Consider the following 22902-nt stretch of genomic DNA (forward strand, 5'->3'; position numbering starts at 1 on the left):
GTTCAGGCGTGGGCGGGTGTCGGCTCGGGGGAGGTCGAGCCGGTCGTCGCCCGGCCGTCCTGCTCGGCGGTGAGGAGCCGGCGCAGGGAGAGCGCCACCAGCGAGGCGATCAGGCAGCCGCCGACCACGACGGCGACCCACACCATGCCGTTGGCGGCGCCGATGAGCGGGCCGGCGGTCACCGGACCGATCACGCCACTGACCCCGAAGATCATCGAACTCATGGCGTTGTACCGGCCGCGCAGCTCATCGGTGGCCAGGGCGTTGGTCAGCGCCGGCATCACCGGCGACAGCATCGTCTCGCCGAAGCCGAAGATCGCCGAGCAGGCCACCACGCACAGGGCGGCCACCAGGGCGCTTTCGGTGCTGACCAGACCGGCCGCGCCCAGGACCAGCCACGCGGTCGCGAACACCGCGCCGACCAACGCGAGCGCACCGGTGCGGCTGCGCCCCTCGATGCGGCGGATCACCAGCAGCTGGGCGAGCACGATCATCACGGTGTTGGCCGCGAGCGCCCAGGCCACCACCCGGGGGTTGACCTCGGCGACCCGCACGGCGTACGCGGCGAAGCCCACCTCGATCTGGGCGTACCCGCAGGTTGTGAGGACGAGACCGAAGATGACCAGCCGGCGGAACGGACGGTCGCGGAGAACGGTCAGGTAGCCGCCGGGCGACGGCTCGTCGCCGGTCCGACGCTGGCCGAGACGGTGGCCGACGCCCGGCAGGGTGAGCAGGATCAGCGCCGGCATCAGGTAGCTCACCGCGTCCAGCAGATAGATCACCTGGAACGTGGCGGGCCGGGCCGTGTCGATGATCGCGCCGGAGGTCATACCGCCGATGCCGATGCCGAGGTTGAGCAGGGCGAAGTTCAGCCCGAAGACGCGCTGCCGCTCGTCGTCCTCGGTGAGCGAGGCGAGGATCGTGTTCTGCCCGGACCAGATCGCCGAGCTGCCGATGGCGACCACCGTCATCACCAGCAGCGCCGAGCCGGTCGAGTGGACCAGCGCCAGCGAGCCGGTGCCCACCGCCTCGATCAGCAGGCACGGCACCACCACCCGGCGGGCGCCGAACCGGTCGATCAGCGTCCCGCCCAGCGGCGACAGCGCCAGGGTGACCGCGCCGTACCAGCCGATCACCAGGCCGGCGCGGGTGTCGGTGAGCCCGCGCACGTCGGTCAGGTAGATGAACAGGAACGGCAGGGTCAGCCCGCGCCCGATCGCCGACAGCAGGGTGCCGATGAGGAGCCGGCGAGCTTCCGAGCGGCGGGGGAGGGAGCGACGCAGCATGTCCGGCATTCTGTTCGCCGGGTGTGACGATTGGCGAACCGATTACCGCGGCTCCCCGCGCGCCCGCCGGCGGGCCGTGACCGATCCCATCGCTCAGCCCGGTCGGTGCGCGCGCCCGGTGTCGGTGCGCTCTGCCATGCTGGCCCGGTGAGCGTGACCTGGCGACACCTGCCCGCATCGGCCCGTGAGATCGCCGTCGCCGCCGGAGAGGCCGTCGCCGCCGCACAACAGCGCGACGCCACGGCCTACGAGGCGGCCGTGGCGCGCCTCACCGGTGCCGACCGGTCCGGCCTGGTGCTCGGCGCGACGGTCCGGCTGCTGTTGGAGGAGACGCATCCCGACGGGCTGGACGGCGACGACGTCCGCCAGGTGCTGGAGGTCTGCGTTCGCTCGGCCGCCGACTGGCTGCCGGAGGTCGACCCGCACGTGGTGCTGGTGCTGCTCGCCGGGGCGCTCGGTGTGTACGACCCGGGCGACGACGACAACCCGCCGGGCCCGGCGGCGGTCGCCCGGCACGGCCCGCTGCTCGTCGCCGACCTGGTGTCGGCCGCGGGCCGGCCGCTCGACGGTTACCTGGCAACCGCGTTCGCCGAGATCGAGCGCACTGAGCGGCAGGACTGACACCACGCCCGGCGCGCTCCGCCCCGGGTCAGGCCGGCGTCCGCTGCGCCACGACTTCCAGATACTCGGCCGGGATCCGTACCGTGCCGTCGCCGGCGCTGTTGTGCGTCCGGGCCAGCTCCACGAGGTCGGCGTGCAGGTGCGGCCGCCGCTCCTCGGGCAGCGCCTCGAACGCCTTCAACGTCGGTCCGTAGTTGGCCCGGAAGAAGTCGGCGAATTCCTCCGGGGTGCCGAAGCGGAAGACGAACTCACGGCGTACCGCCCGCAGTTCGCCCACGGACCCGCCCAGCAGCTCGCGGAGCCGGCCCTCGTCGCCCCACTGCACCGGCGGGCGTAGTCCGGCCGGCGGCGGCACGTGCCGCCCGACCGTGCGGAACAGGTCGCCGATGAACCCCTGGGGCGTCCACGACGCCAACGCCACCGTGCCGCCGGGTCGGCAGACCCGGAGCAGCTCCGCCGCCGCCCGCTCCTGGTCCGGCGCGAACATCACGCCGACGACGGAGAGCACCGCGTCGAAGGACCCGTCGGGGTACGCCAGCCGCTCCGCGTCGCCGGTCACGAAGGTGACCGGCAGCCGCTCCGCCGCCGCCCGGGCGTGGCCACGCTCCAGCAGTTCGGGTACGTAGTCGACGCCGGTCACCACGCAGCCGCAGCGGGCGGCGGCGATGGCGGCGTTGCCGGTGCCGGTCGCCACGTCCAGCACCCGGGCGGCGGCCGGCAGGTCGGCCGCCGCCACCAGCCACTCGGCGATCGGGTGGATGAGCGCGGCGACCGCGCCGTAGTCGCCGCTGGCCCAGGTCACCTGCTGGCGTGCCTTGACGGCGTTGAGATCGAGTGCGGTGGTCATGTGCGGTTCCCCCCTCGGACGGATCGGTGTGCCACCGACGCTAGGTGGCGCGCTGGCCCGGGGGATCGGCAGAAACACCTATGTTGGGGGTATCAGGCCCCGCCGTCGGGCCGCCGCGGCCGCGTGCCCCCGGCTGGGCACCGCGAGCTTGTCCAGCACCGCCGACACGTGATGGTCGACGGTCCGGGTGGAGAGCGACAGCCGGGCCGCGATCTCGGCGTTGCTCAGCCCCTCGGCGAGCAGCGCGAGCACCTCCCGCTGCCGGGCGGTCAGGCCCGTCGGGTGTGCGGCCGTCGCCGGGCGCGGCCCCCGTGGCACCCGGGCCATCCCGCGTCCGCGCAGCTCGGCCCGGACCCGCCGGGCCACGGCGACGGCACCCAGCCCGTCCAGGATCCGCAGCGCCGCACCGGCCGCCGTGTCGTCGCCGCAGGCCAGGGCCTCCGCCCGGGGGTACGCGCAGCCGAGCTGGCGCCACTCCTCGGCCGCACCGGCCCAGTCACCCTCGATCAACCGCCGGTACGGGGACGCCAGCGCGCCGGTGTCCCCGACCGGCTCGCCGACCCGCCAGAGCCAGTACGCCAGCTCACCGGCGTACCACGGTTGGCCGACGTCGAGAGCGAGCCGGTGGGCGCGGCGCAGCTCGGGGACCGCCGACGCCGGTTCGCCGGCCAGCCAGTGTCGCTCCGCCAGCGCGGCGGCGACCGGTACGACGAACTGAAGTTCGCGGCTCTGCGCCGCCCAGCGCGCCGCCGTGTCCAGATGCTCGCCGGTGGCCGGGCCGCCCCGGCGGGCGTCGAGGCGGCCCAGGGTGACCCGGGCGGGGATCAGGCTTCCGCCGGGCTGCGCGGGACGCCGCCGACCTGACGGGCAACGTCGTGCAGCGGGCCGAGTGCCCGCGGCGTCAGCAGCGGGTCACAGCTGCCCCAGAGGACCCGGGCTCGCGGCGCGGCCGTCGACGCGAACGCGCTGAGCAGGGCGGACTTCCCGGCACCCGCCTCGCCGGCGACGAGCGCGACCGCGCCGCCGGGGGAGGCCAGCAGCCCGTCCAGGGTGGCGAGCGCGTCCGCACGCTCCAGCAGCTCCATCGAGGTCGATGCTAGTCAGCGGGGCGTCCAGTCGTGTGCCGGTGAAGACGACGACGGCCGGGTTGACGCCGGTATCACCGGCTACGGCGGCAGGGTGGCCTCGCTACCCGGAGAACCGAGAGCCGGTGCGCGTTCGAAGATGTAGTAGACGGGGACGGCGGCGATGATGACCAGTGCCACCGGCGGGCTGACGAAGGCGACGGCGATCGCGGCCAGATACAGGATTGACGCCGCCCCGAATCGCAGCCGCGCCTTCCACCGGATCGCCCCCGGCACGGGCTGTGGGAGCCGCCCCGGACGCAGGGTCCATTCGAAGATCCCAGCGAAGCTCAGTCCCATCCCCAGGAAGGCGGCCGCATACAGAATCACCGCCACCTTGGCGTCCTGCCCGCCCAGCGCGAGGTACTTGGCCACCGTCGCCGTGTCCACCGGGATCAGAACCACGAACAGCAGCAGGATGAGGTTGAGGAGGGCCAGGGTCCGGTCGATGACGACGAGGTTGTCGATGAGGGCGTGGTGGTTGACCCAGATCAGCCCGATCGTGCCGAAGCTGATCAGGTAGACGACGAAGGAGGACCAGTGGTCCGCGACCTGATGCAGGAGCGGCCCATGACCCGGGCCGGCGACCGCCAGATTCAGCGCGAGTAGCGTGATCGCGACCGCGAAGACGGCATCGCTGAACACCTCCAGCCGGGTTCGGCTCACCCGACAGTTCTACCGCAGCACCCGGACGCGCCGTGGGCATTCAACCCGGCCCACTACCGCCGGGCCGGCCGCCTCTTCCTTCCTCCAATCCGCAGGTCGCCGGGGCGTTGTCAGCCGAGCACGTCCGAGTAACCCCGTTCCAGGTACACGGTCGACCACGTCACACCGCCGGCAGCGGAGTTGGCGCCGTTACCCCTGGCCAGCAACTCCCCGGTCTGCGGGTCGAAAAGCAGATACTCCCTGCCCCAGTCGCCGGGGCTCGGCCGGGGACCTCGGCCGAAGTCGGCCGACACCACGGTCCCGGTCCGTCCTGCCGGATCGGTCTGCTCACCGCGGCAGGTCACCCCCTCCGTTCCGGCGAGGAACCGCAGCACCGCAGCCCGACGCGCAAAGTCCACGACCCGCTCGTTGTTCAGCTCCCCGACGCTGACAAGGACGTGCGACGGTCCGTTCTCCCGCGCCTGGTACAGCGCCTCACCCATGGCCGCAGGTTGCGGCGCCGGCAGTGGCAGGACGCTGAAGTCTCCCGGGCGCAGGTCGTCCGTGTCGGAACCCTCCTTCGGGATCATTTCTGGGTGCTCGGCGTAGAAGGTCCGCGATGCCTCGTCCGGATAGGTCGTTGCTCCTCGCACGATGCGCAGGCGTCCCGAGCCGTCGGCCGCGAGCCACCGCCACGTCTCCTCGCTGAACAGCACGCTCACCCACTGGGTGCGGCTACCCGGCTGCGCAGTCGAGCTGCTGCTCTGCCCCCTCCGGTGCAGGTATTCATACCGTCCGGCCTGTCCGTCGTACGACGTGGCTCGCATCCGATCCGCGATCGTGCTCAGGCAGTGAGCCGGAACGCCCGCGGCACCCGGAACGGTCGGAGGCTGGGATGATCCGGAGGGTCCGGTGGTGGGCCGGAGGATCGTGACCGTCATCGCCGCGACGGCGACCACGGCGAAGGCCGCTCCGACGGCAACGAGTCGGCGCGCCCGCCGAGCAGGTACCACCCGGTCGTAGGACGTCACGTCGTTGCTGGCGAGCCGCAACACTTCCTCGACGTCACCGGCCCCCACCTCGATCCCACGCGCCGGGTCCGCGGCCTCCAGCAGCTCTCGCACTCGCTTGTTCATCGCGCTCCTCCCAGCTGGCCGTCGAGTGAGAGGATCTGTTCGGGCTGTTCCCGGAGCATCTCGGTCAGTCGCCGTCGAGCCCGGTGCAGCCGTACTTTGGCCGTGGCCGCACCGCAGCCCAGGACCAGCGCCGCCTCGCTCAGCGACGACTGCTCCCAGCCGACCAGCCGCAGGATCTCCTGATCGTCGTCCGACAGCCGGCTGAGCGCCGCGCGCACGTCGACCAGCCGCACGACGCCGTCATGACGGTCCAACGCGGCAGCTTCGGTCAGCTCAACGGACGTCGGTACGGCCCGTTGGGCGCGCCAATGGTTGGCCAACAGCCGACGAGCGACCCCATACAGCCAGGGCAACGTCCGCGCCGGAAGTTCCGACCGGCGCCGCCAGGCCACCAGGAACACCTCCTGGGCAGTTCCTCCGCCGCCGTCAGACCGTCGAGTCGGCGCAGTCCGTAGCGCACGACGTCTGGATAGTGCCGTGCGTAGATCCCGCGGAACCAGTCGGCGCCCCGGGCGTTGACGTCCCTCATACCCCTACTTGTGTCAGTAAGCGGCCGAGGGTTACAGGACAATGCTTCCAGCAGAACAGGAAGGGCCGGAAACGAATCAAGGCCCCTCCGTGGAGGGGCCCCGATCTGCTCTTACCTCTGGTCGGGGTGGCCGGATTCGAACCGACGACCTCTTCGTCCCGAACGAAGCGCGCTACCAAGCTGCGCCACACCCCGAGGCGTGCCGACAAATAGTAGCCCACCCGCCCCGATGGTCAAACTCGGTACCCCCGGGGGTCGGACCGCGCCCGGAGCAGCCAAGATCCGCACAACTTCGGCGATGTTGGTGCCTCAACGCGTCGTGAGGCACCAACATCCCTGATGTTGCGCGGATCTTGAGACGAGGGCGCGCGGGCGAGGGACGAGGGCGCGCGGGCGGGAGAGCGGGCCGCCCGGTCAGCGAGGGATGAGGGTGAGGATGCTCGCTTCCGGGGGGCAGGCGAAGCGGACCGGAGCCGTCGGGTGGGTGCCGAGTCCGGCGGAGACGTGCAGCCACGAGTCCGAGCCCGGCCACCGGTGCAGTCCGCGCGCCATCGAGCGGGGCAGCCCGCAGTTGGTGACCAACGCCCCGACGCCGGGTACGCAGACCTGCCCGCCGTGCGTGTGCCCGGCCAGCAGCAGCCCGAAGCCGTCCGCGGCCATCTGGTCGAGCACCCGCGGTTCGGGGGAGTGCGCCAGCGCGATGGAAAGTTCCGCCGAGGTTGACACCGCGCCGTCCACCGCGCCGTAGTCGTCCCGCTCGATGTGCGGGTCGTCCACGCCCACCAGGTCGATCTGCCGGCCTCCGGCCTTGAGCATGGTGCGGGCGTTGTTCAGGTCCATCCAGCCGGCGCCGGTGAACACCTGCCGCAGCTCCTCGTAGGGCAGGTCGACGCCCTCGGTGTACTCCCGGTCGGGCAGCAGGTAGGTGAACGGGTTCTTCCACACCGGCCCGGTGTAGTCGTTGGAGCCGAACACGAACGCTCCCGGGTAGTCCAGCAGCGGTTGCAGCGCCCGCAGCACCCCGGGGACCGCGCCCGGGTGCGCCATGTTGTCGCCGGTCACCACGACCAGGTCCGGGTCGAGGGCGGCCAGCGACGCCACCCAGTGCTGCTTGCGCGCCTGGTCGGGCATCATGTGCAGGTCCGACAGGTGCAGCACGCGCAACGGCTCCGCGTCGGCCGGCAGCATCGGTACGTCGTACCGCCGCAGGGTGAACATGTTGCGCTCGACGAGTGACGCGTACGCGAGGGTGGCCGCTCCGACCGCGGCGGTTCCGGCGGCGAGCCGGAATAGTGTGCGCTTTCGCATGCCGTTCAGGGTAGTTTGACCGTCCATGAGCACGCTGAAGGACCGCCTCACTGCCGACATGCGTTCCGCGCTCAAGGCGCGCGACGAGCTGACCACCTCCACGCTGCGGATGGCCCTGGCCGCCGTCGGCACCGCCGAGGTCGCCGGCAAGGCCAAGCGCGAGCTCTCCGACGACGAGGTGCTCGCGGTGCTGACCAAGGAGGCGAAGAAGCGCCGGGAGGCGGCCACCGCCTTCGCCGACGCGGGCCGCTCCGAGCAGGCGGCGAAGGAGACCGCCGAGGGCGAGGTGCTGGACCGTTACCTGCCCAAGCAGCTCTCGGACGCCGAGCTGACCGAGCTGGTGTCCGGCGCGCTCGCCGCGGGTGGCTTCACCGGCAAGGCCCAGATGGGCCCGGCGATGAAGGCGGCCCAGGCCGCGGTGGCCGGCCAGGCCGAGGGTGGTCGGGTGGCCGCCGAGGTACGCCGACAGCTCGGCCTCTGACCGGTCCGCGCACGATCTGACGCCCCGACCGCCAGCAGCGCTGGATCGGCCGGCGGCGACAGTCCCGACAGACGAACGGGCGGGCACCCGCAGTGGGTGCCCGCCCGTTCGTACCTCTGCTTCGCTCAGCCGCCGGGGCGGCCCGCACCGGGTCGGCCGGGCGGGTTGCCGGGCTGCCCGGGTCCGCCCGGGTTGGTGGTGCCCGGCGGGGTGCCACCGCCGCTGCTGACCTGGATGGTGACCACGCCGCCCTTGATGGTGCGCCCGTCCGGGCTGGTGCCGGCAGCGGTGCCAGCCGGGCACGTCGACGTCACCTTCGCGCTGGCGACGACCGGATCGAAGCCGGCGTCCTTGAGCCGGGACTTCGCGCTGTCCACCGACGCGCACTTCACGTTGGGGATGCTGCGCTGGTCACCCTCGGAGATCTTCTGACCCGGCGTCTCGAACTGGATCCGCGGTTTCTTCTTCATGGCGTCCCGCAGCGTCTCGTACACCGGCGGGTTGATGCCGTCCTTCTCGCCGTGCTTCATCTCGACGTTGGTCTGCGGCCAGTCCGGGTCGGCCATGATGCCGGCCACCGAGTACTGCTTGGTCATGGCGACCAGGGCGGCGGTCTTCTCCGAGTCGGTGGTGCCGGACTTGCCGGCCACCGGCGCATCGACGATGCCCCGCACGTTGCCGGCGGTGGCTCCCGTGCACTTGGAGGTCGACGACCGGTCACCGACCGGGCAGCGGGCCGCGTCCACCGCGGCGCGGGCGACGTCGGTGCTGAACCGCTTCTCGCAGCGCGGGTTGGCGATGTCCAGCTTGTTGCCGTCCGGGTCCCGGATCTCCTGCACCGGGATCGGCTCGCAGAACTTGCCGTCCGCGGCCAGGGTGGCGTAGGCGTTGGCAAGATCCAGCGGGGTGGTCTGCGAGACGCCCAGGGTGAACGCGCCCCACTGGTGCGCCCCCCGCTCCAGGTCCAGATCCTCCTGGGCCCGGAAGTTGATCCCCAGCCTCTTGGCGGCCTTGACCACGTTCTCCGCGCCGACCTGCTGCTGGAGTGGCACGAAGTAGGTGTTCACCGACCGGCCGAACGCGCCCCACATGTTGTGCACGCCGGCCATGCTGTCGGTCGAGTTGGTGGGGCAGTAGAAGTGTGTGCCCTTGCAGGCCGCCGGGCTGCTGCTGTCGATGATGTAGTCCGACTTGAACTGCTTCGGCGCGTTGATGGTGTGGCTGAGGGGGATGCCCTTCTCCAGCGCCGCCACGATGGTGAACATCTTGAACGTCGAGCCGGCCTGGTAGCCGGTGATGCCGTCGCCGCCGGTGAGCAGCGGGTTGACCGTCGCCGGGTAGTTGCCCCGGATGCCCTTCCTCTTCTTCGCGGGATCGCTGGAGAGCTTGTTCTTCGGGTTCTTCGGGTCGTCCAGCTTGAACTGCCGGTTGACCGCGAGCGCCCGGACCCGCCCGCTGCCCGGCTCCACCACGGCGACCATGGCGGCTTCCTTGCTGTTCTCGCTCTTGGCCTTGCGGACCGCCTTGTCGGCGCCCCTCTGGGCCTGGACCTCGAGCGAGGTCACGATGTTGTAGCCGCCGCTCTTCAGCCGCCGCTCACGGTCGTACGACGTCGAGCCGAACGTCTCCTGCTGCATCCACCAGCGGTAGAAGTAGTCGCAGAAGAAGCCCCAGCTGTTGACGTTGGCGGCGACGCAGCCGTTCGGGGTGCGCTTGTCCTTCACCACCAGCTTGGTCGCCTTGGCCGCGTCGGCTTCCTGCTGGGTGATGGCCTTGGTGTCGACCATGTTCTGGATGACGTAGTTGCGCCGGTCCAGGGCGAGCGGGAAGCCGGCCTTGGTGGTCGGGTCGTTGGTGGTGGGCGCCTTGACCATCCCGGCCAGCAGCGCCGCTTCCTCGATCTTCAGCTTGCTCGGCGGCTTGCCGAAGTAGACCTGGCTGGCGGCGAAGACGCCGTACGCGCCGTTGCCGAACGAGGCGAGGTTGAGGTAGCGGGTGAGGATCTCGTCCTTGGAGAATTCCTTGTCGACCTGGAGGGCCAGCCGCATCTCGCGCAGCTTGCGGGCGCTGGTGTCCTCGGTCGCCGCGACCACGTCGGCCGGGTGGGTGGCCGAGTACGCGATGGCCAGCCGGACGTACTGCATGGTCAGCGTCGAGGCGCCCTGCCGGCCGGCGCCTTCGTTCTGGTTGTTCACGAACGCGCGGGCGACACCGTTGATGTCGACGCCGTTGTGCTTGTAGAAGTCATGGTCCTCGGCCGCGATGATGGCCTTCTGCATGTACGGCGAGATGTCGGCGAGCTTCGCGTCGCGCCGGTTCTCGTCGTACATGATCGCCAGCGGTGTCTTGCCGTCCGAGGCATACAGGTAGCTGGCCTGTGGCGAGCGGGCCACCGTCAGCTCCGTGGGCAGGGCGCCGAAGGTCTCGGCGCCGGCCTTGGCGGCCAGGCCGGACATCGCCACCGCGGGGAAGGCCGCCGCGGCGACCACCACGCCGGCCAACAGGCCGCATACGAGCAGCGATGCGGCGTTGGTCAGCACATTGTGGTCACGTTTCCGCATCCAGGTCACCTCAGCAGGGTACGCGAGTAGGGAACGAGGGGCGCTGGGGCGTTGTTTCCCCATTTCCTGCGCGCGCTGCCCTCGTTGTGCTAAACGCACGACCCCCGGTGCGTGGTTGCGTGTGACCTGGCGGAAGTCTCCTCCGACCCGAGGAGGCGGCGCAGCGTTTTCGCCGACCTCGGCGGGGTAACCGGCGGTCGAGAGCCCGGGAAGCCGGGAGTGTCCGGAATGATGGATTTCGCCGACAACGTTGCGTAATCAGGCGACTACAGAGCATGATGGGGGGCGGCGACAGCGCCACATGTCGCTCGCGCCGCCTTGGGGAAGGCGAGCCGGGCGATCGGGGGGAATTGCCGGCTGACGTGCAACGAGGTCGGTAGGTACTGCAAGGGGGGACGTGTACACATGGGCATGATCACTGACTGGCCGTCGCTGGCGGCGTGTCAGAACGGGGACCCGGACGCGTTGTTCGTACAGGGCGCCGAACAGAACGTGGCGAAGCGGATCTGCCGGAGTTGCCCAGTTCGGTACGAGTGCCTGGCCGACGCGCTGGACAACCGGATCGAGTTCGGTGTGTGGGGTGGCATGACCGAACGCGAACGCCGGGCGTTGCTGCGTCGTCACCCGCAGGTGACGAGCTGGCGCAAGATGTTCGAGGCCGCGATGAAGAAGAACAGCAAGGACAAGGCCGGCAAGGACAAGATCCTCGTCAGCGCGGCCAACTGACCTCGGTCACGGCCGGCTGATCGCCGCGCCGATCGTCCGCAGCCCGTCGACGTCGTGTACGTCGGCGGGCTGCGCCGTCACCGACACCGCCGGCACCGCCGGGAACGCCTCGGTGAACCGCGCGGCCACCTGCTGCTCGCGTACCGCCTGGCGGGCCAGCGCGGCGTGCGCCCGCAGCACGTCGGCGGTGGCCTCGTGCCCACCCAGCTCGGTCAGCCGCTCCGCGGCGGCCCGGCTCCGCTCCGCGTCCAGCTCCGGCACCGCCGGCCGGTGCACCCGGTTGAGCACCAGGCCGGCCAGCGGCATGTTCTCCTCGCCCAACCGGCCGGCGAAGTAGGCGGCCTCGCGGACCGCGTCCGGCTCCGGCGCCGCGACCAGCACGAAGGCCGTCTCCCGCGCCTGGAGGATGCGGTACGTCTGCTCCGCCCGCTGCCGGAAGCCGCCGAACATCGAATCCAGTGCGGCCACGAAGCCGGACAGGTCGGTGAGCAGCTGCGCGCCGAGCACCTTCTGCACCACCTTCGAGAACATCCCGAACGAGGCGGTGACCAGGCTGAACATGCTCCGCCCGCCGCTGCGCGCCGGCGCCAGCAGCAGTCGCAGCATGCGGCCGTCGAGGAAGCGGGAGAGCCGGGCCGGCGCGTCCAGGAAGTCGAGCGCCGAGCGGGACGGCGGAGTGTCCACGACGATCAGGTCCCACTCGCCCCGGGCGTGCAACTGGCCGAGCTTCTCCATCGCCATGTATTCCTGCGTGCCGGCAAAGGTCGAGCTCATCGCCTGGTAGAAGGGATTGGCGAAGATCTCCGCCGCCTTCGCCGGATCGGTGTGCTGGAGCACCACGTCGTCGAAGGTGCGCTTCATGTCCAGCATCATGGCGTGCAGTTCGCCGCCGCTGCTCTCGACGTCGATCCCCTTGACCTGGCGGGGGGTGTTGTCCAGCTCGGTCAGGCCCAGCGACTGGGCCAGCCGGCGGGCCGGGTCGATGGTGAGCACCACCGTGCGCCGGCCGTGGTGCTCGGCGGCCCGCAGCGCCAGCGCGGCGGCCGTGGTCGTCTTTCCCACCCCTCCGGCACCGCAGCACACGACGATCCGCACGCCCGGGTCGGCGAGGATCTTGTCGACGTCCAGCTGCGGCGCCGCGTCTTCGGAAGGCACCAATCGAGCGTATCGGGCCGGGTGGGTCCGTGCGCCCGTGCCGACCTCAGGTGTGAGTCAATCGGCCCGGACGAGAGCCTGGGCCAGGGTCGCGAGCCCCGCCCGGTCCACCCCGTCGGGCAGCAACGGCAGCTCGATCATCGGCAGCCCCAACTCCACCAGCTCGGCGCGGAGCGAATCCTCCAGCTCGCGCCGGATGAGCTGGTCACGCGCCTCGTCGTGCAGGCCGGCGATGGTGTCCCGGTCGGCCGGCAGCCCGGCGGCGACCAGACCGCGCCGCAGCTCGGCCGCGCTGACCGCCCGACCGGCGGGCACCGGTGGCCGCGTGCCGTTGACGATCACCCGTCCGACCCCGAAGCCGAGCGAGGTCAGGTCGGCGATGGCGTCCACCGTCTCCTGCACCGGCATCTCCTCCAGCAGCGTGACCACGTGCACCGCGGTTATCGGGGACCGCAGCAGCGCCGAGACACCCTCGCTCTGGGTCTTGATCGGGCCCACCTTGGCCAGCCGGGCCGTCTCAGCCGTGACGTTGAGGAACCGGCCGATCCGCCCGGTCGGCGGCGCGTCCAGCACCACCGCGTCGTACGCGCGTCGCTGCCCCGAGGTGCGGGTGGTGGCCTCCTTCACCTTGCCGGTGAGCAGCACGTCGCGCAGGCCCGGGGCGATGGTGGTGGCGAAGTCGATCGCGCCGAGTTTGCGGAGCGCCCGACCCGCCGCACCCAGCTTGTAGAACATGTCGAGGTATTCGAGCAACGCCTCCTCGGCGTCCACCGCCAGCGCGCGCACCTCACCGCCGTCCGGGGCGTCCGCGAGGTGCCGTTCCTCGTACGGCAGCGGGTCGATGCCGAAGAGCTGGGCGATGCCCTGCCGCCCCTCGACCTCCACCAGCAGGGTGCGCCGGCCTCCGGCGGCGAGCGCCAGGGCCAGCGCCGCGGCCACGCTGGTCTTGCCGGTGCCGCCCTTGCCGGTCACCACGTGGAGACGGGCCGACCATCCGTTGCCGGCCGGGTCGGTCGGCCGCTCAGCTGCACGCACCCGTCGAGCCTATCCAGGCCGGCCGGTCACGCGACCTCGCAGACCCACCAACCCGACTTCTGCACCACCGTGAAGCGCAGATCCTGGTCCGCCACCTTCTCGTCCGCGGTGGTCATGGTGAGCCGGGTGGAGACGGTGGCCCGGTCCCCCGTCTGGTTGTCCACCTTCGGGCTGGTCCACCGGAAACGGGGGGTCTGGTACTCGGCGGTGTACTTCTGCACCTCCGCGATCTTCGCAGCGATCTTCTCGTCGTCCCGGGAGGCGGCGCAGACGCGGCCGGCCGCCTTGGTCGCGTCGCGATCCTTGTAGACCGCGGTGAGGAACTCGTCGACGGCGACAGTCGGTTCCTTGGCTCCCTGGCCGGTCTCGGCGTCGCGCAGGGTCAGGAACGCCACCACACCGCCGCCCACGCAGAGCACCATGATCACGACGAGCGCGATCGCCGCGATCAGCAGGCCGCGCTTCTTCTTGGGCTCGGCGGTGCCCTGGTACGGGGGGTAGCCGGGCGGAGGTGGCGGGATCGCCGAGGGGTCGGAGGTGCCCGGCGCCGCGGTCGACCCGGCCGGGGACGCCGGGAAGGTCGGCTCGGCCGGCTGTGCCGGGAGCGCCGACCGGTCGGGCTGTGCGGGCAGGGCGAGCGGGCCGGACTGCGCCGCGGGGGCCGGCTGGTCGGGAACGCTCGGGGCGCCGGTCGGGCCGGCGGGATCCGGGTGGGCCGGCGGGAGCGCGGGCTGGTCGCCGCTGGGCGGTTGGGTCATGTCTTTCCCCCGGGGGGTGCGGGCGCCCGCCGCCACCCCTGGCGCCGAGCGTGATCGAGCGGGTGGCCGGCACTGCGCGACCGTCCGACCGGAAGGGTAGCGGTCAATCACCGAACCGGTGTCGCCCCGGCCGGCCGGCAGGGGCCACGGATCCGGCCGGCGGGATCTCCGGTGCGGTGCGCTGTCGGGCCTCTTACCTGCGATCTGTCGCATATGTGACTACGGGTCACCGGCCGTGCGCGTCCTGTTGGCGGGACTGCGGCCACGGACCTACCGTCGATTCCGGGTGCGGGGGCCGGAGCGGACGGATGGTCCGGACCGGAGGCGTGATCCGACAGGTACGACCGGAGGCAGTGCATGCGCGACGTGGACAACATCCCTCGCACCCAGTTCCCGACCAACGACCGGCCGCGCCGGTCCGGGTCCCGGGGCGAGGCCGACGGGCCGATCGGCAGCCTGCCGGTCAACGAGCGGTCGTACCGCCGGGTGCCCGAGCCGCCGCCGGAGGTGGCCGTGGCGTCGAGTCGCCCAACTGAGCGGGGCCGGGACGACGAGGAGCCGGGCTTCGTCATCCATCTGCCGATCCGGGTACCCGACCTCGCGGCGGCGACCGCGCTCGCCGGGCGGGTGGCGGTGTCCCTGGGTTTCCTGCCGGAGCTGGACGCCGGTGAGACCACCGTGTCCAACGCCGACGACCAGAACAACCGGCACCGGGTCTTCTGCGACCTGCTGCTGCCCGACCGCTCCCGCTGCCCCCAGGGGTACGAGCACGAGGGGCCCTGTGGGGAACTGCCGGCGGCGCCGGAGCAGCGTCCCGCACCTCGCCCCGCCAGCGGACCGTAGGCTGTGCCTCGAATACGTCCGCACCGAGAGGGAGCCCTCCAGCGATGCAGAAGTGGGAATACTCCACGGTCCCGCTGCTGGTCCATGCGACCAAGCAGATCCTCGACAACTGGGGCGAGGACGGGTGGGAACTCGTCGCCGTGATCCCCGGGCCGAACCCGGACCAGCTGGTCGCGTACCTGAAGCGGCCCAAGGCATGAGCAACGGTCCGCACGCCAAGCTCGCCGAGCTGGGTCTCGAACTGCCCGAGGTCGTGCCGCCGGTGGCCAGCTACGTGCCGGCCGTGCAGTCCGGGCAGCACGTGTACGTCTCCGGGCAGCTGCCGATCGCCGAGGGCAAGCTGCTGGCCACCGGCAAGGTGGGCGCCGGGATCTCCGGCGAGCAGGCGAAGGATCTGGCGCAGCGGTGCGCGCTCAACGCGCTGGCGGCAGTCGACTCGCTGGTCGGCCTGGAGAACGTGGTCAAGGTGGTCAAGCTGACCGGGTTCGTGGCCTCCGCGCCCGGCTTCATCGGCCAGCCCGCCGTGATCAACGGCGCCTCCGACCTGCTGGGCACCGTCTTCGGTGAGGCCGGCCGCCACGCCCGCAGCGCCGTCGGGGTGGCCGAGCTTCCCCTGGACGCCCCGGTGGAGATCGAACTGATCGTCGAGGTCGCCTGACGCGTCGCCGCCCCCGCGGTCGTGCGCTTCCTGGCCGGATGAAAGCCCTGAACGGGGACGAATCAGGGACCTCAAGTGCAAGATCGCGGGGTGTGGCGGGCGGGGCCGTACGATCGCAGCCATGAGCGGGCACGTGACGGCGCCGGCGGCGGCGCTCGCCGACGAGCTGCCGAGCTGGGTGACGCTGCTGCGCGCGCCGAACCCGGGCCCGATGACCCTCGACGGCACCAACACCTGGGTGCTGCGGGCGGCCCCGGGCGAGCCGGCGGTGGTGATCGACCCCGGCCCGGCCGACGAGGGGCACCTCGCGGCGATCGCCGCGCACGGGCCCGTCGGCGTCGTGTTGATCACCCACGGCCATCCCGACCACACCGAGGGCGCGCCGCGGCTGAGTGAACTGCTCGGCGGCGTGCACGTCCTCGCCGTCGACCCGGCGCACACCATCGGCGGTGAGCCGTTGGCCGGGCCGGGCGCGCACCTCGACGGCCTCGGCCTCACGATCCGTCCGCTGGACACCCCCGGGCACACCGCCGACTCGGTCTGCTTCCTGGTCGAGCGCGGCGACGAGCGGGTGGTGCTGACCGGTGACACCATCCTCGGCCGCGGCACCACCGTCGTGGCGCACCCGGACGGGCACCTCGGCGACTACCTGACCAGCCTGGAGCTGCTCAGCGCGTACCGGGGGATCCCGGCGCTGCCCGGGCACGGCCCGGCGCTGGCCGACTGCGCCGCCGCCGCCGAGTTCTACCTCGCCCACCGCCGGGCCCGGCTCGACCAGGTCCGGGCGGCCGTCGCCGCGGGCGCCCGCACCCCCGGCGAGGTGGTCGCCGTGGTCTACGCGGACGTGGACCGCTCGCTCTGGTGGGCTGCCGAGTGGTCGGTCCGCGCCCAGCTCGAACACCTGGGTGTGGGCACCGGGGAATCTGAGCCCGGGGTCAGCGGGTTGGAGCAGACGTGACCTGCCCCGTGTGTGGAACCGTCGCCGTTCCCGGTGCCCGGTTCTGCCACAACTGCGGGGCCGCGCTACCGGCCGCCGCGACGTTGCCGGCGGCCGAGCGCCGGGTGGTCACCGTGCTCTTCGGCGACCTCTCCGAATTCACCTCGTGGTCGGAGGATCTCGACCCGGAACGCGTCGGAGCGGTCACCGACCGGGTGCTCGCGGCCCTCGCCGGAGCGGTGAAGACCTTCGGCGGGCACGTCGACAAGCTGACCGGTGACGGGATCATGGCCGTCTTCGGCGCTCCGGTGGCGCACGAGGACGACGCCGAGCGGGCCGTCCGGGCCGCCCTGTCCATGCAGCGGGCGGTCCGCCGGGTGCTCGACGACGAGCGGGGTGGCGGCGCGCCGCTCGGGCTGCGGGTCGGGCTGAACACCGGCGACGTCATCGCGGGCATCCAGGCCGCCATCGAGTACACGGTCATCGGAGACACGGTCAACACCGCCGCCCGGCTGGCCGACGCCGCCGCCGTCGGCGCGGTCTATGCCGGCGGCCGGACCTCCGCCGCCACCCGGCACGTGGCCTCGTGGCGGGCGCTGCGCCCGCTGCGGCTCAAGGGCAAGCGCGAACCGGTCGAGGCGTACGAGCTGCTGGGTCTGCTGGACGCGCCGGGCACCCGGTCGGGGCTCGGTGACGAGGCGCCCTACGTGGGCCGGGAGACCGAGATCGGTCGGGTCGCCGGCCGGCTCGCCGAGGTGATCGACCAGGGTGACCCGCGAGTGCTGCTGATGACCGCCGAGGCGGGCATCGGCAAGTCCCGCTTCGCCGCCGAGGTGGAACGGCTCGCCGCCGGATACGACGTGGGCGCCGGCCGGTACGCCGCGCACACCGGCGCCCGGGTGCTCTCGGTGCGCTGCGCCGCCTTCGGTGAGCGGCGTCGGCTCGCGCCGCTGGCCGACCTGGTCCGCGCCGCGGTCGGCCTGCCCGGTGACGCGGCCACCGCGCTGACCCGGCCGGCGGTGGAGGAGCGGTTTCGCCGGCTCGGCCAGCGGCTCGCCCGCGCCGGCGGTGAGACGGCGCCGATCGCCACCGACCAGCTGCTCGCGCTGCTCGGCTACGCCGAGCTTCCCGCCCACGCCGGCACCGACAACGGCGAGTGGGCGGGCGTGCCGGCGGCCGACGCCGAGGCGGTGCCGAACGCGGTCGCCGACCTGCTCAGCGGGCTCGCCGCGGAGGCGCCGCTGGTGATCGTGGTGGACGATCTGCACGACGCCACCGCCGAGACGATCCGTGCGCTGGGGCTGACCCTGTCCCGGCTCACCGGCCCCGTGCTGGTGCTGCTGCTCGGCCGCCCCGAGCTGGTCCGTACCGCCGGTGCGCTGACCCGGGTCGCGGACGCCGAGGTGCACTCGCTGCCGCCGCTGCGCGGCGCCGACGCGGCTCGGCTGCTGACCAGTTACCTAGGTGGCGGCAAGCTGCCGCCGGCCGACGCGGACCGGCTGCTCGCCACCGCCCAGGGCAACCCGTTCTACCTGGCCGAGCTGGTCACCCTGCTGATCGAGCGCGGGGCGCTCACCACGGTGGAGCCGGCACGCGGTGTCCGTGACCCGGTGGAGCCGGCGCGCGGTGTCCGTGCCGCACCCGGCGAGCGGGACCAGGGCTCGACTGCCGGCTGGCGGCTGGTGCCCGGCTCGCTGGGCAGCCGGCTGCTCTCCCGCGACCTCGCCGCGGTGCTCGCCGCCCGGATCGACGCGCTCCCGCCGGACGCCCGCTCGGTGCTGCGCGACGCCGCCGTCATCGGTGACACGGTGCCGACGGGCGCTCTGGAGGCGCTGCGCGAGCAGCACGGCGGCCGCGACGGCCGGCCCTCGGCCGTGGCCGCGGTGGAACTCGATCGGGCCGTCGACGAGCTGCTGCAACGCCGGATGCTGCACCGCACCCGCCTCGGCTACGCGTTCGCCACCCCGCTGATGCGGGAGGCGGCGTACGCGGGGGTGAGCAAGGCGGAGCTGGCCGAGCGGCACGCCGCGCTGGCCCGCTGGGCGGCGCCGCGGGACGAGGCCAGGGCCGGCACGCCGGGCGGGTTCACCGACGAGGCCCGGGACGACTTCGTGGCCACCCACGTCGAGCGGGCCGCCACGCTCGCGGACGCGGTGAAGTTGCGCCCGGACGCGCCGGCCCGCGCGGTGGTTCCGCTCGGGGTCGCCGCGCTGGGCCGGGCCGCCCGCCGGTCGCTGTCGGCCGGCGAGCCGGCGCTGGCCGTGGAGTACGCCGAGCGCGCCACCGAACTGGCCCGCGACGGGGTTCCGGCGGCCGACCGGGTGGTGCACGCCCGGGCGCTGCTCCAGATCGGCCGGGTCGTCGACGCGCTCGCCTACGCCGAGAAGATCGCCGCGAACGCGGGGGACGAGGCCGTTCGGGCCAGTGCCCTGCTCCTCGCCGGGCAGGCTCAGCAGACCCTCGGCGACCAGGGCCGGGCGGTGGCCGCCTGGCAGGAGGCGTTGCAGGTGGCCACGGCCGGCGGGCTGCCCACCCTGCGCGCCTCGGCGATGCGTCGGCTCGGCATGGCGGAATTCGTGACCGGGCGGCTGAGTCAGGCGAGCAGCCGGTTGGCCGCCGCGTACCAGGTCAGCCTCGGCGCGCAGGACCGGCGCGGGCAGGCCTGGTCCCTGCAGAACCTGGCGTGGGTGACCACCACCCGGGGCGACTTCGCCGGCACCGACGCGGTGCTGGGCCGGGCCGCCCGGCTCTTCGCCGAGCTGAAGGACCCGTACGGGCGGGCCTGGCTGCGGGGCACCACGGCGTTCGCCCGCCTGCTCGCCGGCCGGCTGCGCGAGGCGTGCCGGTTGGCGCAGGTCTTCCTGCCCTTCGGCGAGCGGGTCGGTGAGGCGTGGGCGGTGGGCACGCTGCGGGCGGTGGCGGCGTTCGCCACGGCCGAGCTGGGCGAGCTGGCCGAGGCGGACCGGGAGGCCCGGCGGGCGTACCGGGAGTTCGCGGCCGCGTCCGACGACTGGGGGCGCGGGTTCGCGCTGGTGGTCCGCGCCGTGGTGGCGCGCGGGCTGGGAGAGCCGGAGCACGCGGCCGACCTGCTCACCGACGCCCTGGCGTACGCCGAGCGGACCTCGCATCCGCTGCTCACCGGGATGGCGGGCACGCTGCGGGGCTTCGTGGCGATGGACATGGGTGACTGCGAGACCGCCGAGCGGTTTGCCCGTGCGGTGCTGACCGCCGTGGAACCGCACAACCCGCAGGCGCCGGCGCAGGTCGCGCCCCGGGTGCTGCTGGCGACCGCCCGGTTGGCGGCCGGCGACTCGGCGACCGCGGTCGGGCTGCTCGCCCCGGTGGCCACCGCTGCCGCGAACGCGCCGTCGCTGCTCTTCTCCCGCCGCCAGACGATGGCCCGGTACGCGTCGGCGCTGCTCGCCCACGGTCAGCGGGACCAGGCGCTGGACTGGGCGCGGCGGGCGGTCACCGCACCGGCCGAGGACGTGCGCAGCCAGGTGATCGCGGCCAGCGTGCTGGCCGAGGCGTTGGCCGCCTGCGGTCGCCCGGCCGAGGCGCTGTCCTGTGCCGACGAGGCGGTCCGCCTGGCGTACGCCACCGAGCAGCGCAGCGAGCGCGCCGAGGCGGACGCGCTGCGTGCCCGCCTCACCACCACCTCCTGATCCCGCCCTCTCCCGGCCCCGCGCCGATGTCGGGAGGCTGCCGTGGCGTGGGTCGGTTATTGACGGTTTCGGGGATGTGGTGGTCGGGGTGAGCGGCTAGCGTGTCAACACCGTGCGGGGTCCACAGTGGCGACCTTCGCCGTGCCTGGGGAGGCTCTCCATGAAGCTGCCGCGTTCCGTGGCGGGTTGGACCATCGCGGTCTTCGGCGTGCTGGCGCTCTTGATGGGAGCGCTCGGGCTGCTCTGGCCGGAGGCGATGCTGCGCCTGCTCGGGCTGGACGTTCCGGCCACCCGTGCCGTCGGTGACCACACCGGCACCTTTCTGCTGGCGTCCTCGATGGCGTCGTTCAACATGGGCGTCTACTACCTGCTCGCCACGGTGACCGAGTGGCGGGCGTTCTACCGGTTCACGGTGGTCTTCCGGCTGGTCACGTTCACCGTGTTCAGCATCGCCGTGCTGGCCGACATCGCCCCCGACCGGTTCTTCGGGGTGGCCGCCTGGGAGGGCCTGGGCGCGTTGGCCACCGCCGTCGGCCTGCGCGTGGACTCGCGCAGGGGCGCGCCGACCGGCGCCGGCGCGACGCCGGAACGCACCGCTGCGACGGCTGATGGCACCGACGTGGCCGGCGACGTCGGAGAGGGACCGGGCGCGGCCGGTGCCGCTCCGGCGGACGCGGTGCGCTGAGCCACCGGCAGGGTTGGGTATTTTCGAGCAGTGACCGACACCCCGACCGGCGGCTTGCCGGTGCCGAACGTGCCCGGTCTGACCGACTTGCGGGTGTTTGCCCGAGGTGGTTACGCGACCGTCTACCAGGCCACCCAGATCTCGGTGGGCCGTGAGGTCGCCGTCAAGGTGGAGAACCGCACGCTGGACAGCGAGCGCGACCAGGCCCGCTTCCTGCGTGAGGCGCGGGCGGCCGGGCGGATGTCGTCACACCCGCACGTCGTGGACCTCTTCGACGTCGGGGTCACCGTCGACCAGCATCCCTACCTGATCATGGAACTCTGCGACGGTTCGTACGCCGAACGGATGCGCACCTCGCCGCTGGGCCCGGTGGAGGCCCGTGACCTCGGCCTGAAGATCGCTGACGCCCTGGCCCACTCGCACGCGGCCGGGGTGCTGCACCGGGACGTGAAGCCCGCGAACATCCTCTACTCGCACTTCAACTCGGCGGTGCTGGCCGACTTCGGGCTGGCCGTGCTGGCCGAGGCCCGGGACGCCTCGGTCACCCTGGAGGTGCTCACCCCGGCGTACGCGCCGCCGGAGATGTTCAACCACAGCCCACCGTCGCCGGCCGTCGACGTGTACGCGCTCTGCGCCACCCTCTACGCGGTGATGCACGGCCGGCCGCCGCGCTGGCAGTCCGAGCGCAACCCCAGCCTCGTCACCGTGCTGGAGATGTTCAACCAGCCGGTTCCCCGCCTGCCCGGCGTACCGGACGAGCTGATCGACGTCCTCCGCGCCGGCATGGCCAACGACCCGGCCGATCGACCTTCCGCTCTCGAACTGCACGACCTGCTCTCCAACCTGCCGCTCGGCCCGCCGTCGGCGCCGGTCAGCGGCGCCCCGGTCAGCGGTGGCACGGTCAGCGGTGGCACGGGCCACGCCGGCCCGTACGTCGCCGGCCAGCCGCTGCCGCGCCCCCCGGTTGAGGACATCCACCCGACGGTCCCCGGTGGCCGGCGCTGGCGGCGCTGGTTCCTCGGTGGCGCCGGAGCGCTCGCGATCGCCGCCTCCGCCAGCGCCGGCGCCTGGATGGCCGGCAGCGGCCCACCACCCGACCCGTCCCCCTCGGTCAGCCGGGTCGCCGCGCCGGCGACCGGGCCGCTTCCCGGCTGCACGACCGGCACCGGCGCGCCCACCGCTCTGCCCTCGGGTGCCCGGTGCCTGCCGGAGTTGGAGTGCTTCGGTCCGGTGCGGATCCGCGGCACCCGCGCCGAGGCGGCCCGGGTCCCCTGCGTCGGCCGGCACACCTGGGAGACGTACGCCGAGGGCATCCTGCCGGTGTCGCTGGTCGGCGCCGAGTATGACGACGTGGTCGCCGCCGAGCCGGTGCGCCAGGTGTGCAGCGCGGCCACCTTCCGACTGACCACGGGAATCACCGAGCCGGTCGGCTGGCACCTGGAGGTGCTGCCGCCGGTGGACGGCAGCCTCGACCGGACCTACCGGTGCCTGGCCGGGCGGGGTGTCGACGCGCTCACCGCGCCCACGCTCACCGGTCGCTGAGCCCGCCCGACCCGCGCCGCCGGTCACGCACCGCACGCAACGCGTCCCGGCTGTCCAGGGCTTCGAGGGTGTCCGCGTCGATCCCGTACGGCATCAACTCCGGTGGCCCGGCGGCGAGCGGACGGTCCACCGGCTCGGGGTCGTCGCCCTGCCGGGCCGCGGACACGGACACCCCCGCCACCATGGTCAGCAGGACGCAGAGCAACGCGAGGACCACGCCGAGGAGATCCTGACGGCGCCAGACGACCAGCATGACCAGCAGCGCAACGGCTCCCAGCGCCGCCACCACCGCTACCGTCCGCGCATCAGGCCTGGACAATCGACTCACCCCTCCAGCATGTCGTCGCAGGACCCGCTGTC

At 72.8% G+C, this 22902-nt stretch carries 24 protein-coding genes and 1 tRNA gene; 11 read left to right on the plus strand and 14 right to left on the minus strand.

Annotated features, from left to right (window positions below; all coding sequences use genetic code 11):
• Positions 1–2 precede the first annotated feature (2 nt).
• Positions 3–1286, minus strand: a complete 1284-nt coding sequence (locus EAD89_RS12405) for an MFS transporter (protein ID WP_121656364.1) — start codon at positions 1284–1286, stop codon at positions 3–5.
• Between the two features lie 147 nt (positions 1287–1433).
• On the opposite strand from EAD89_RS12405, the gene EAD89_RS12410 reads away from it, so the two are divergent.
• Entirely contained in the window at positions 1434–1907 is a 474-nt protein-coding gene (locus EAD89_RS12410) for a hypothetical protein (protein WP_199733494.1), read from the plus strand.
• A gap of 28 nt (positions 1908–1935) precedes the next feature.
• On the opposite strand, the gene EAD89_RS12415 is transcribed toward EAD89_RS12410, so the two are convergent.
• Together EAD89_RS12415 and EAD89_RS12420 are read right to left on the minus strand one after the other, a co-directional pair.
• The gene (locus EAD89_RS12415; protein ID WP_121675812.1) at positions 1936–2754 is read right to left on the minus strand and encodes a class I SAM-dependent methyltransferase; all 819 of its coding nucleotides are present in this window, start codon (positions 2752–2754) and stop codon (positions 1936–1938) included.
• A gap of 78 nt (positions 2755–2832) precedes the next feature.
• Positions 2833–3264, minus strand: a complete 432-nt coding sequence (locus EAD89_RS12420; protein WP_121675813.1) for a helix-turn-helix transcriptional regulator — start codon at positions 3262–3264, stop codon at positions 2833–2835.
• Positions 3265–3354: 90 nt separating this feature from the next.
• Between EAD89_RS12420 and EAD89_RS12425 the strand changes: the two genes are divergently transcribed.
• Complete coding sequence (locus tag EAD89_RS12425; protein WP_147458795.1) at positions 3355–3618, plus strand: hypothetical protein; 264 nt, start codon at positions 3355–3357, stop codon at positions 3616–3618.
• On the opposite strand, the gene EAD89_RS12430 is transcribed toward EAD89_RS12425, so the two are convergent.
• The 6 genes from EAD89_RS12430 to EAD89_RS12455 form a co-directional block, all read right to left on the minus strand.
• Positions 3579–3839: an AAA family ATPase gene (locus EAD89_RS12430; protein WP_121656340.1), complete on the minus strand. Its 261-nt coding sequence runs from the start codon at positions 3837–3839 to the stop codon at positions 3579–3581. The two genes, EAD89_RS12425 and EAD89_RS12430, sit on opposite strands and share 40 nt — an antisense overlap.
• An 81-nt stretch (positions 3840–3920) precedes the next feature.
• A complete protein-coding gene (locus tag EAD89_RS12435) occupies positions 3921–4544 on the minus strand; it encodes a TMEM175 family protein (RefSeq protein WP_121656341.1) in 624 nt (207 codons plus the stop codon).
• Positions 4545–4654: 110 nt separating this feature from the next.
• On the minus strand, positions 4655–5659 hold the full coding sequence (locus tag EAD89_RS12440; RefSeq protein WP_121675815.1) for a CU044_5270 family protein: 1005 nt from the start codon (positions 5657–5659) through the stop codon (positions 4655–4657).
• The gene (locus EAD89_RS31025; RefSeq protein ID WP_233578562.1) at positions 5656–5913 is read right to left on the minus strand and encodes a sigma factor-like helix-turn-helix DNA-binding protein; all 258 of its coding nucleotides are present in this window, start codon (positions 5911–5913) and stop codon (positions 5656–5658) included. Before EAD89_RS31025 ends, EAD89_RS12440 begins: the two co-directional genes overlap by 4 nt.
• Before the next feature lie 393 nt (positions 5914–6306).
• A tRNA-Pro gene (locus EAD89_RS12450) sits at positions 6307–6383 on the minus strand.
• Between the two features lie 219 nt (positions 6384–6602).
• On the minus strand, positions 6603–7496 hold the full coding sequence (locus EAD89_RS12455; RefSeq protein WP_121656344.1) for a metallophosphoesterase: 894 nt from the start codon (positions 7494–7496) through the stop codon (positions 6603–6605).
• Between the two features lie 25 nt (positions 7497–7521).
• Between EAD89_RS12455 and EAD89_RS12460 the strand changes: the two genes are divergently transcribed.
• The gene (locus EAD89_RS12460; RefSeq protein ID WP_121675816.1) at positions 7522–7977 is read left to right on the plus strand and encodes a GatB/YqeY domain-containing protein; all 456 of its coding nucleotides are present in this window, start codon (positions 7522–7524) and stop codon (positions 7975–7977) included.
• Positions 7978–8102: 125 nt separating this feature from the next.
• Here EAD89_RS12460 and EAD89_RS12465 read toward each other — a convergent pair whose 3' ends face one another.
• Positions 8103–10538 carry a transglycosylase domain-containing protein gene (locus EAD89_RS12465; RefSeq protein WP_199733495.1) on the minus strand — a complete coding sequence of 812 codons (2436 nt, stop codon included), beginning with the start codon at positions 10536–10538 and terminating at the stop codon, positions 8103–8105.
• A gap of 405 nt (positions 10539–10943) precedes the next feature.
• On the opposite strand from EAD89_RS12465, the gene EAD89_RS12470 reads away from it, so the two are divergent.
• Entirely contained in the window at positions 10944–11264 is a 321-nt protein-coding gene (locus EAD89_RS12470) for a WhiB family transcriptional regulator (protein ID WP_030328078.1), read from the plus strand.
• Between the two features lie 6 nt (positions 11265–11270).
• Here the strand turns inward: EAD89_RS12470 and EAD89_RS12475 are convergent, their stop codons facing one another.
• The 3 genes from EAD89_RS12475 to EAD89_RS12485 are packed head-to-tail and all read right to left on the minus strand — an operon-like array spanning position 11271 to position 14212.
• Complete coding sequence (locus tag EAD89_RS12475) at positions 11271–12422, minus strand: ArsA-related P-loop ATPase (protein ID WP_199733496.1); 1152 nt, start codon at positions 12420–12422, stop codon at positions 11271–11273.
• A gap of 54 nt (positions 12423–12476) precedes the next feature.
• Positions 12477–13454 (minus strand): ArsA-related P-loop ATPase, encoded by a 978-nt coding sequence (locus tag EAD89_RS12480; RefSeq protein ID WP_121675819.1) that lies wholly within the window; start codon positions 13452–13454, stop codon positions 12477–12479.
• Positions 13455–13480: 26 nt separating this feature from the next.
• Positions 13481–14212 carry a hypothetical protein gene (locus EAD89_RS12485; protein WP_368666358.1) on the minus strand — a complete coding sequence of 244 codons (732 nt, stop codon included), beginning with the start codon at positions 14210–14212 and terminating at the stop codon, positions 13481–13483.
• 357 nt (positions 14213–14569) lie between these two features.
• Here EAD89_RS12485 and EAD89_RS12490 point away from each other — a divergent pair, with 357 nt between their 5' ends.
• The 7 genes from EAD89_RS12490 (at position 14570) to EAD89_RS12520 (ending at position 22542) form a co-directional block, all read left to right on the plus strand.
• Positions 14570–15055 (plus strand): hypothetical protein, encoded by a 486-nt coding sequence (locus EAD89_RS12490; protein ID WP_121675820.1) that lies wholly within the window; start codon positions 14570–14572, stop codon positions 15053–15055.
• A gap of 44 nt (positions 15056–15099) precedes the next feature.
• The gene (locus EAD89_RS12495) at positions 15100–15255 is read left to right on the plus strand and encodes a DUF4177 domain-containing protein (RefSeq protein ID WP_088950574.1); all 156 of its coding nucleotides are present in this window, start codon (positions 15100–15102) and stop codon (positions 15253–15255) included.
• Entirely contained in the window at positions 15252–15713 is a 462-nt protein-coding gene (locus tag EAD89_RS12500) for a RidA family protein (RefSeq protein WP_121656350.1), read from the plus strand. The genes EAD89_RS12495 and EAD89_RS12500 overlap by 4 nt, the downstream gene beginning before the upstream one ends.
• 121 nt (positions 15714–15834) lie before the next feature.
• A complete protein-coding gene (locus EAD89_RS12505; RefSeq protein WP_121675821.1) occupies positions 15835–16671 on the plus strand; it encodes an MBL fold metallo-hydrolase in 837 nt (278 codons plus the stop codon).
• Complete coding sequence (locus EAD89_RS12510) at positions 16668–20315, plus strand: adenylate/guanylate cyclase domain-containing protein (RefSeq protein WP_121675822.1); 3648 nt, start codon at positions 16668–16670, stop codon at positions 20313–20315. Before EAD89_RS12505 ends, EAD89_RS12510 begins: the two co-directional genes overlap by 4 nt.
• Positions 20316–20475: 160 nt before the next feature.
• Positions 20476–21000: a hypothetical protein gene (locus EAD89_RS12515; protein WP_233578564.1), complete on the plus strand. Its 525-nt coding sequence runs from the start codon at positions 20476–20478 to the stop codon at positions 20998–21000.
• Between the two features lie 30 nt (positions 21001–21030).
• On the plus strand, positions 21031–22542 hold the full coding sequence (locus EAD89_RS12520; RefSeq protein WP_121675823.1) for a serine/threonine-protein kinase: 1512 nt from the start codon (positions 21031–21033) through the stop codon (positions 22540–22542).
• Here the strand turns inward: EAD89_RS12520 and EAD89_RS12525 are convergent.
• Positions 22529–22828, minus strand: a complete 300-nt coding sequence (locus EAD89_RS12525; RefSeq protein WP_147458796.1) for a hypothetical protein — start codon at positions 22826–22828, stop codon at positions 22529–22531. The genes EAD89_RS12520 and EAD89_RS12525 overlap by 14 nt on opposite strands.
• Between the last annotated feature and the right edge of the window lie 74 nt (positions 22829–22902).

Source organism: Micromonospora sp. BL4 (assembly GCF_003667505.1).
GTDB lineage: Bacteria > Actinomycetota > Actinomycetes > Mycobacteriales > Micromonosporaceae > Micromonospora.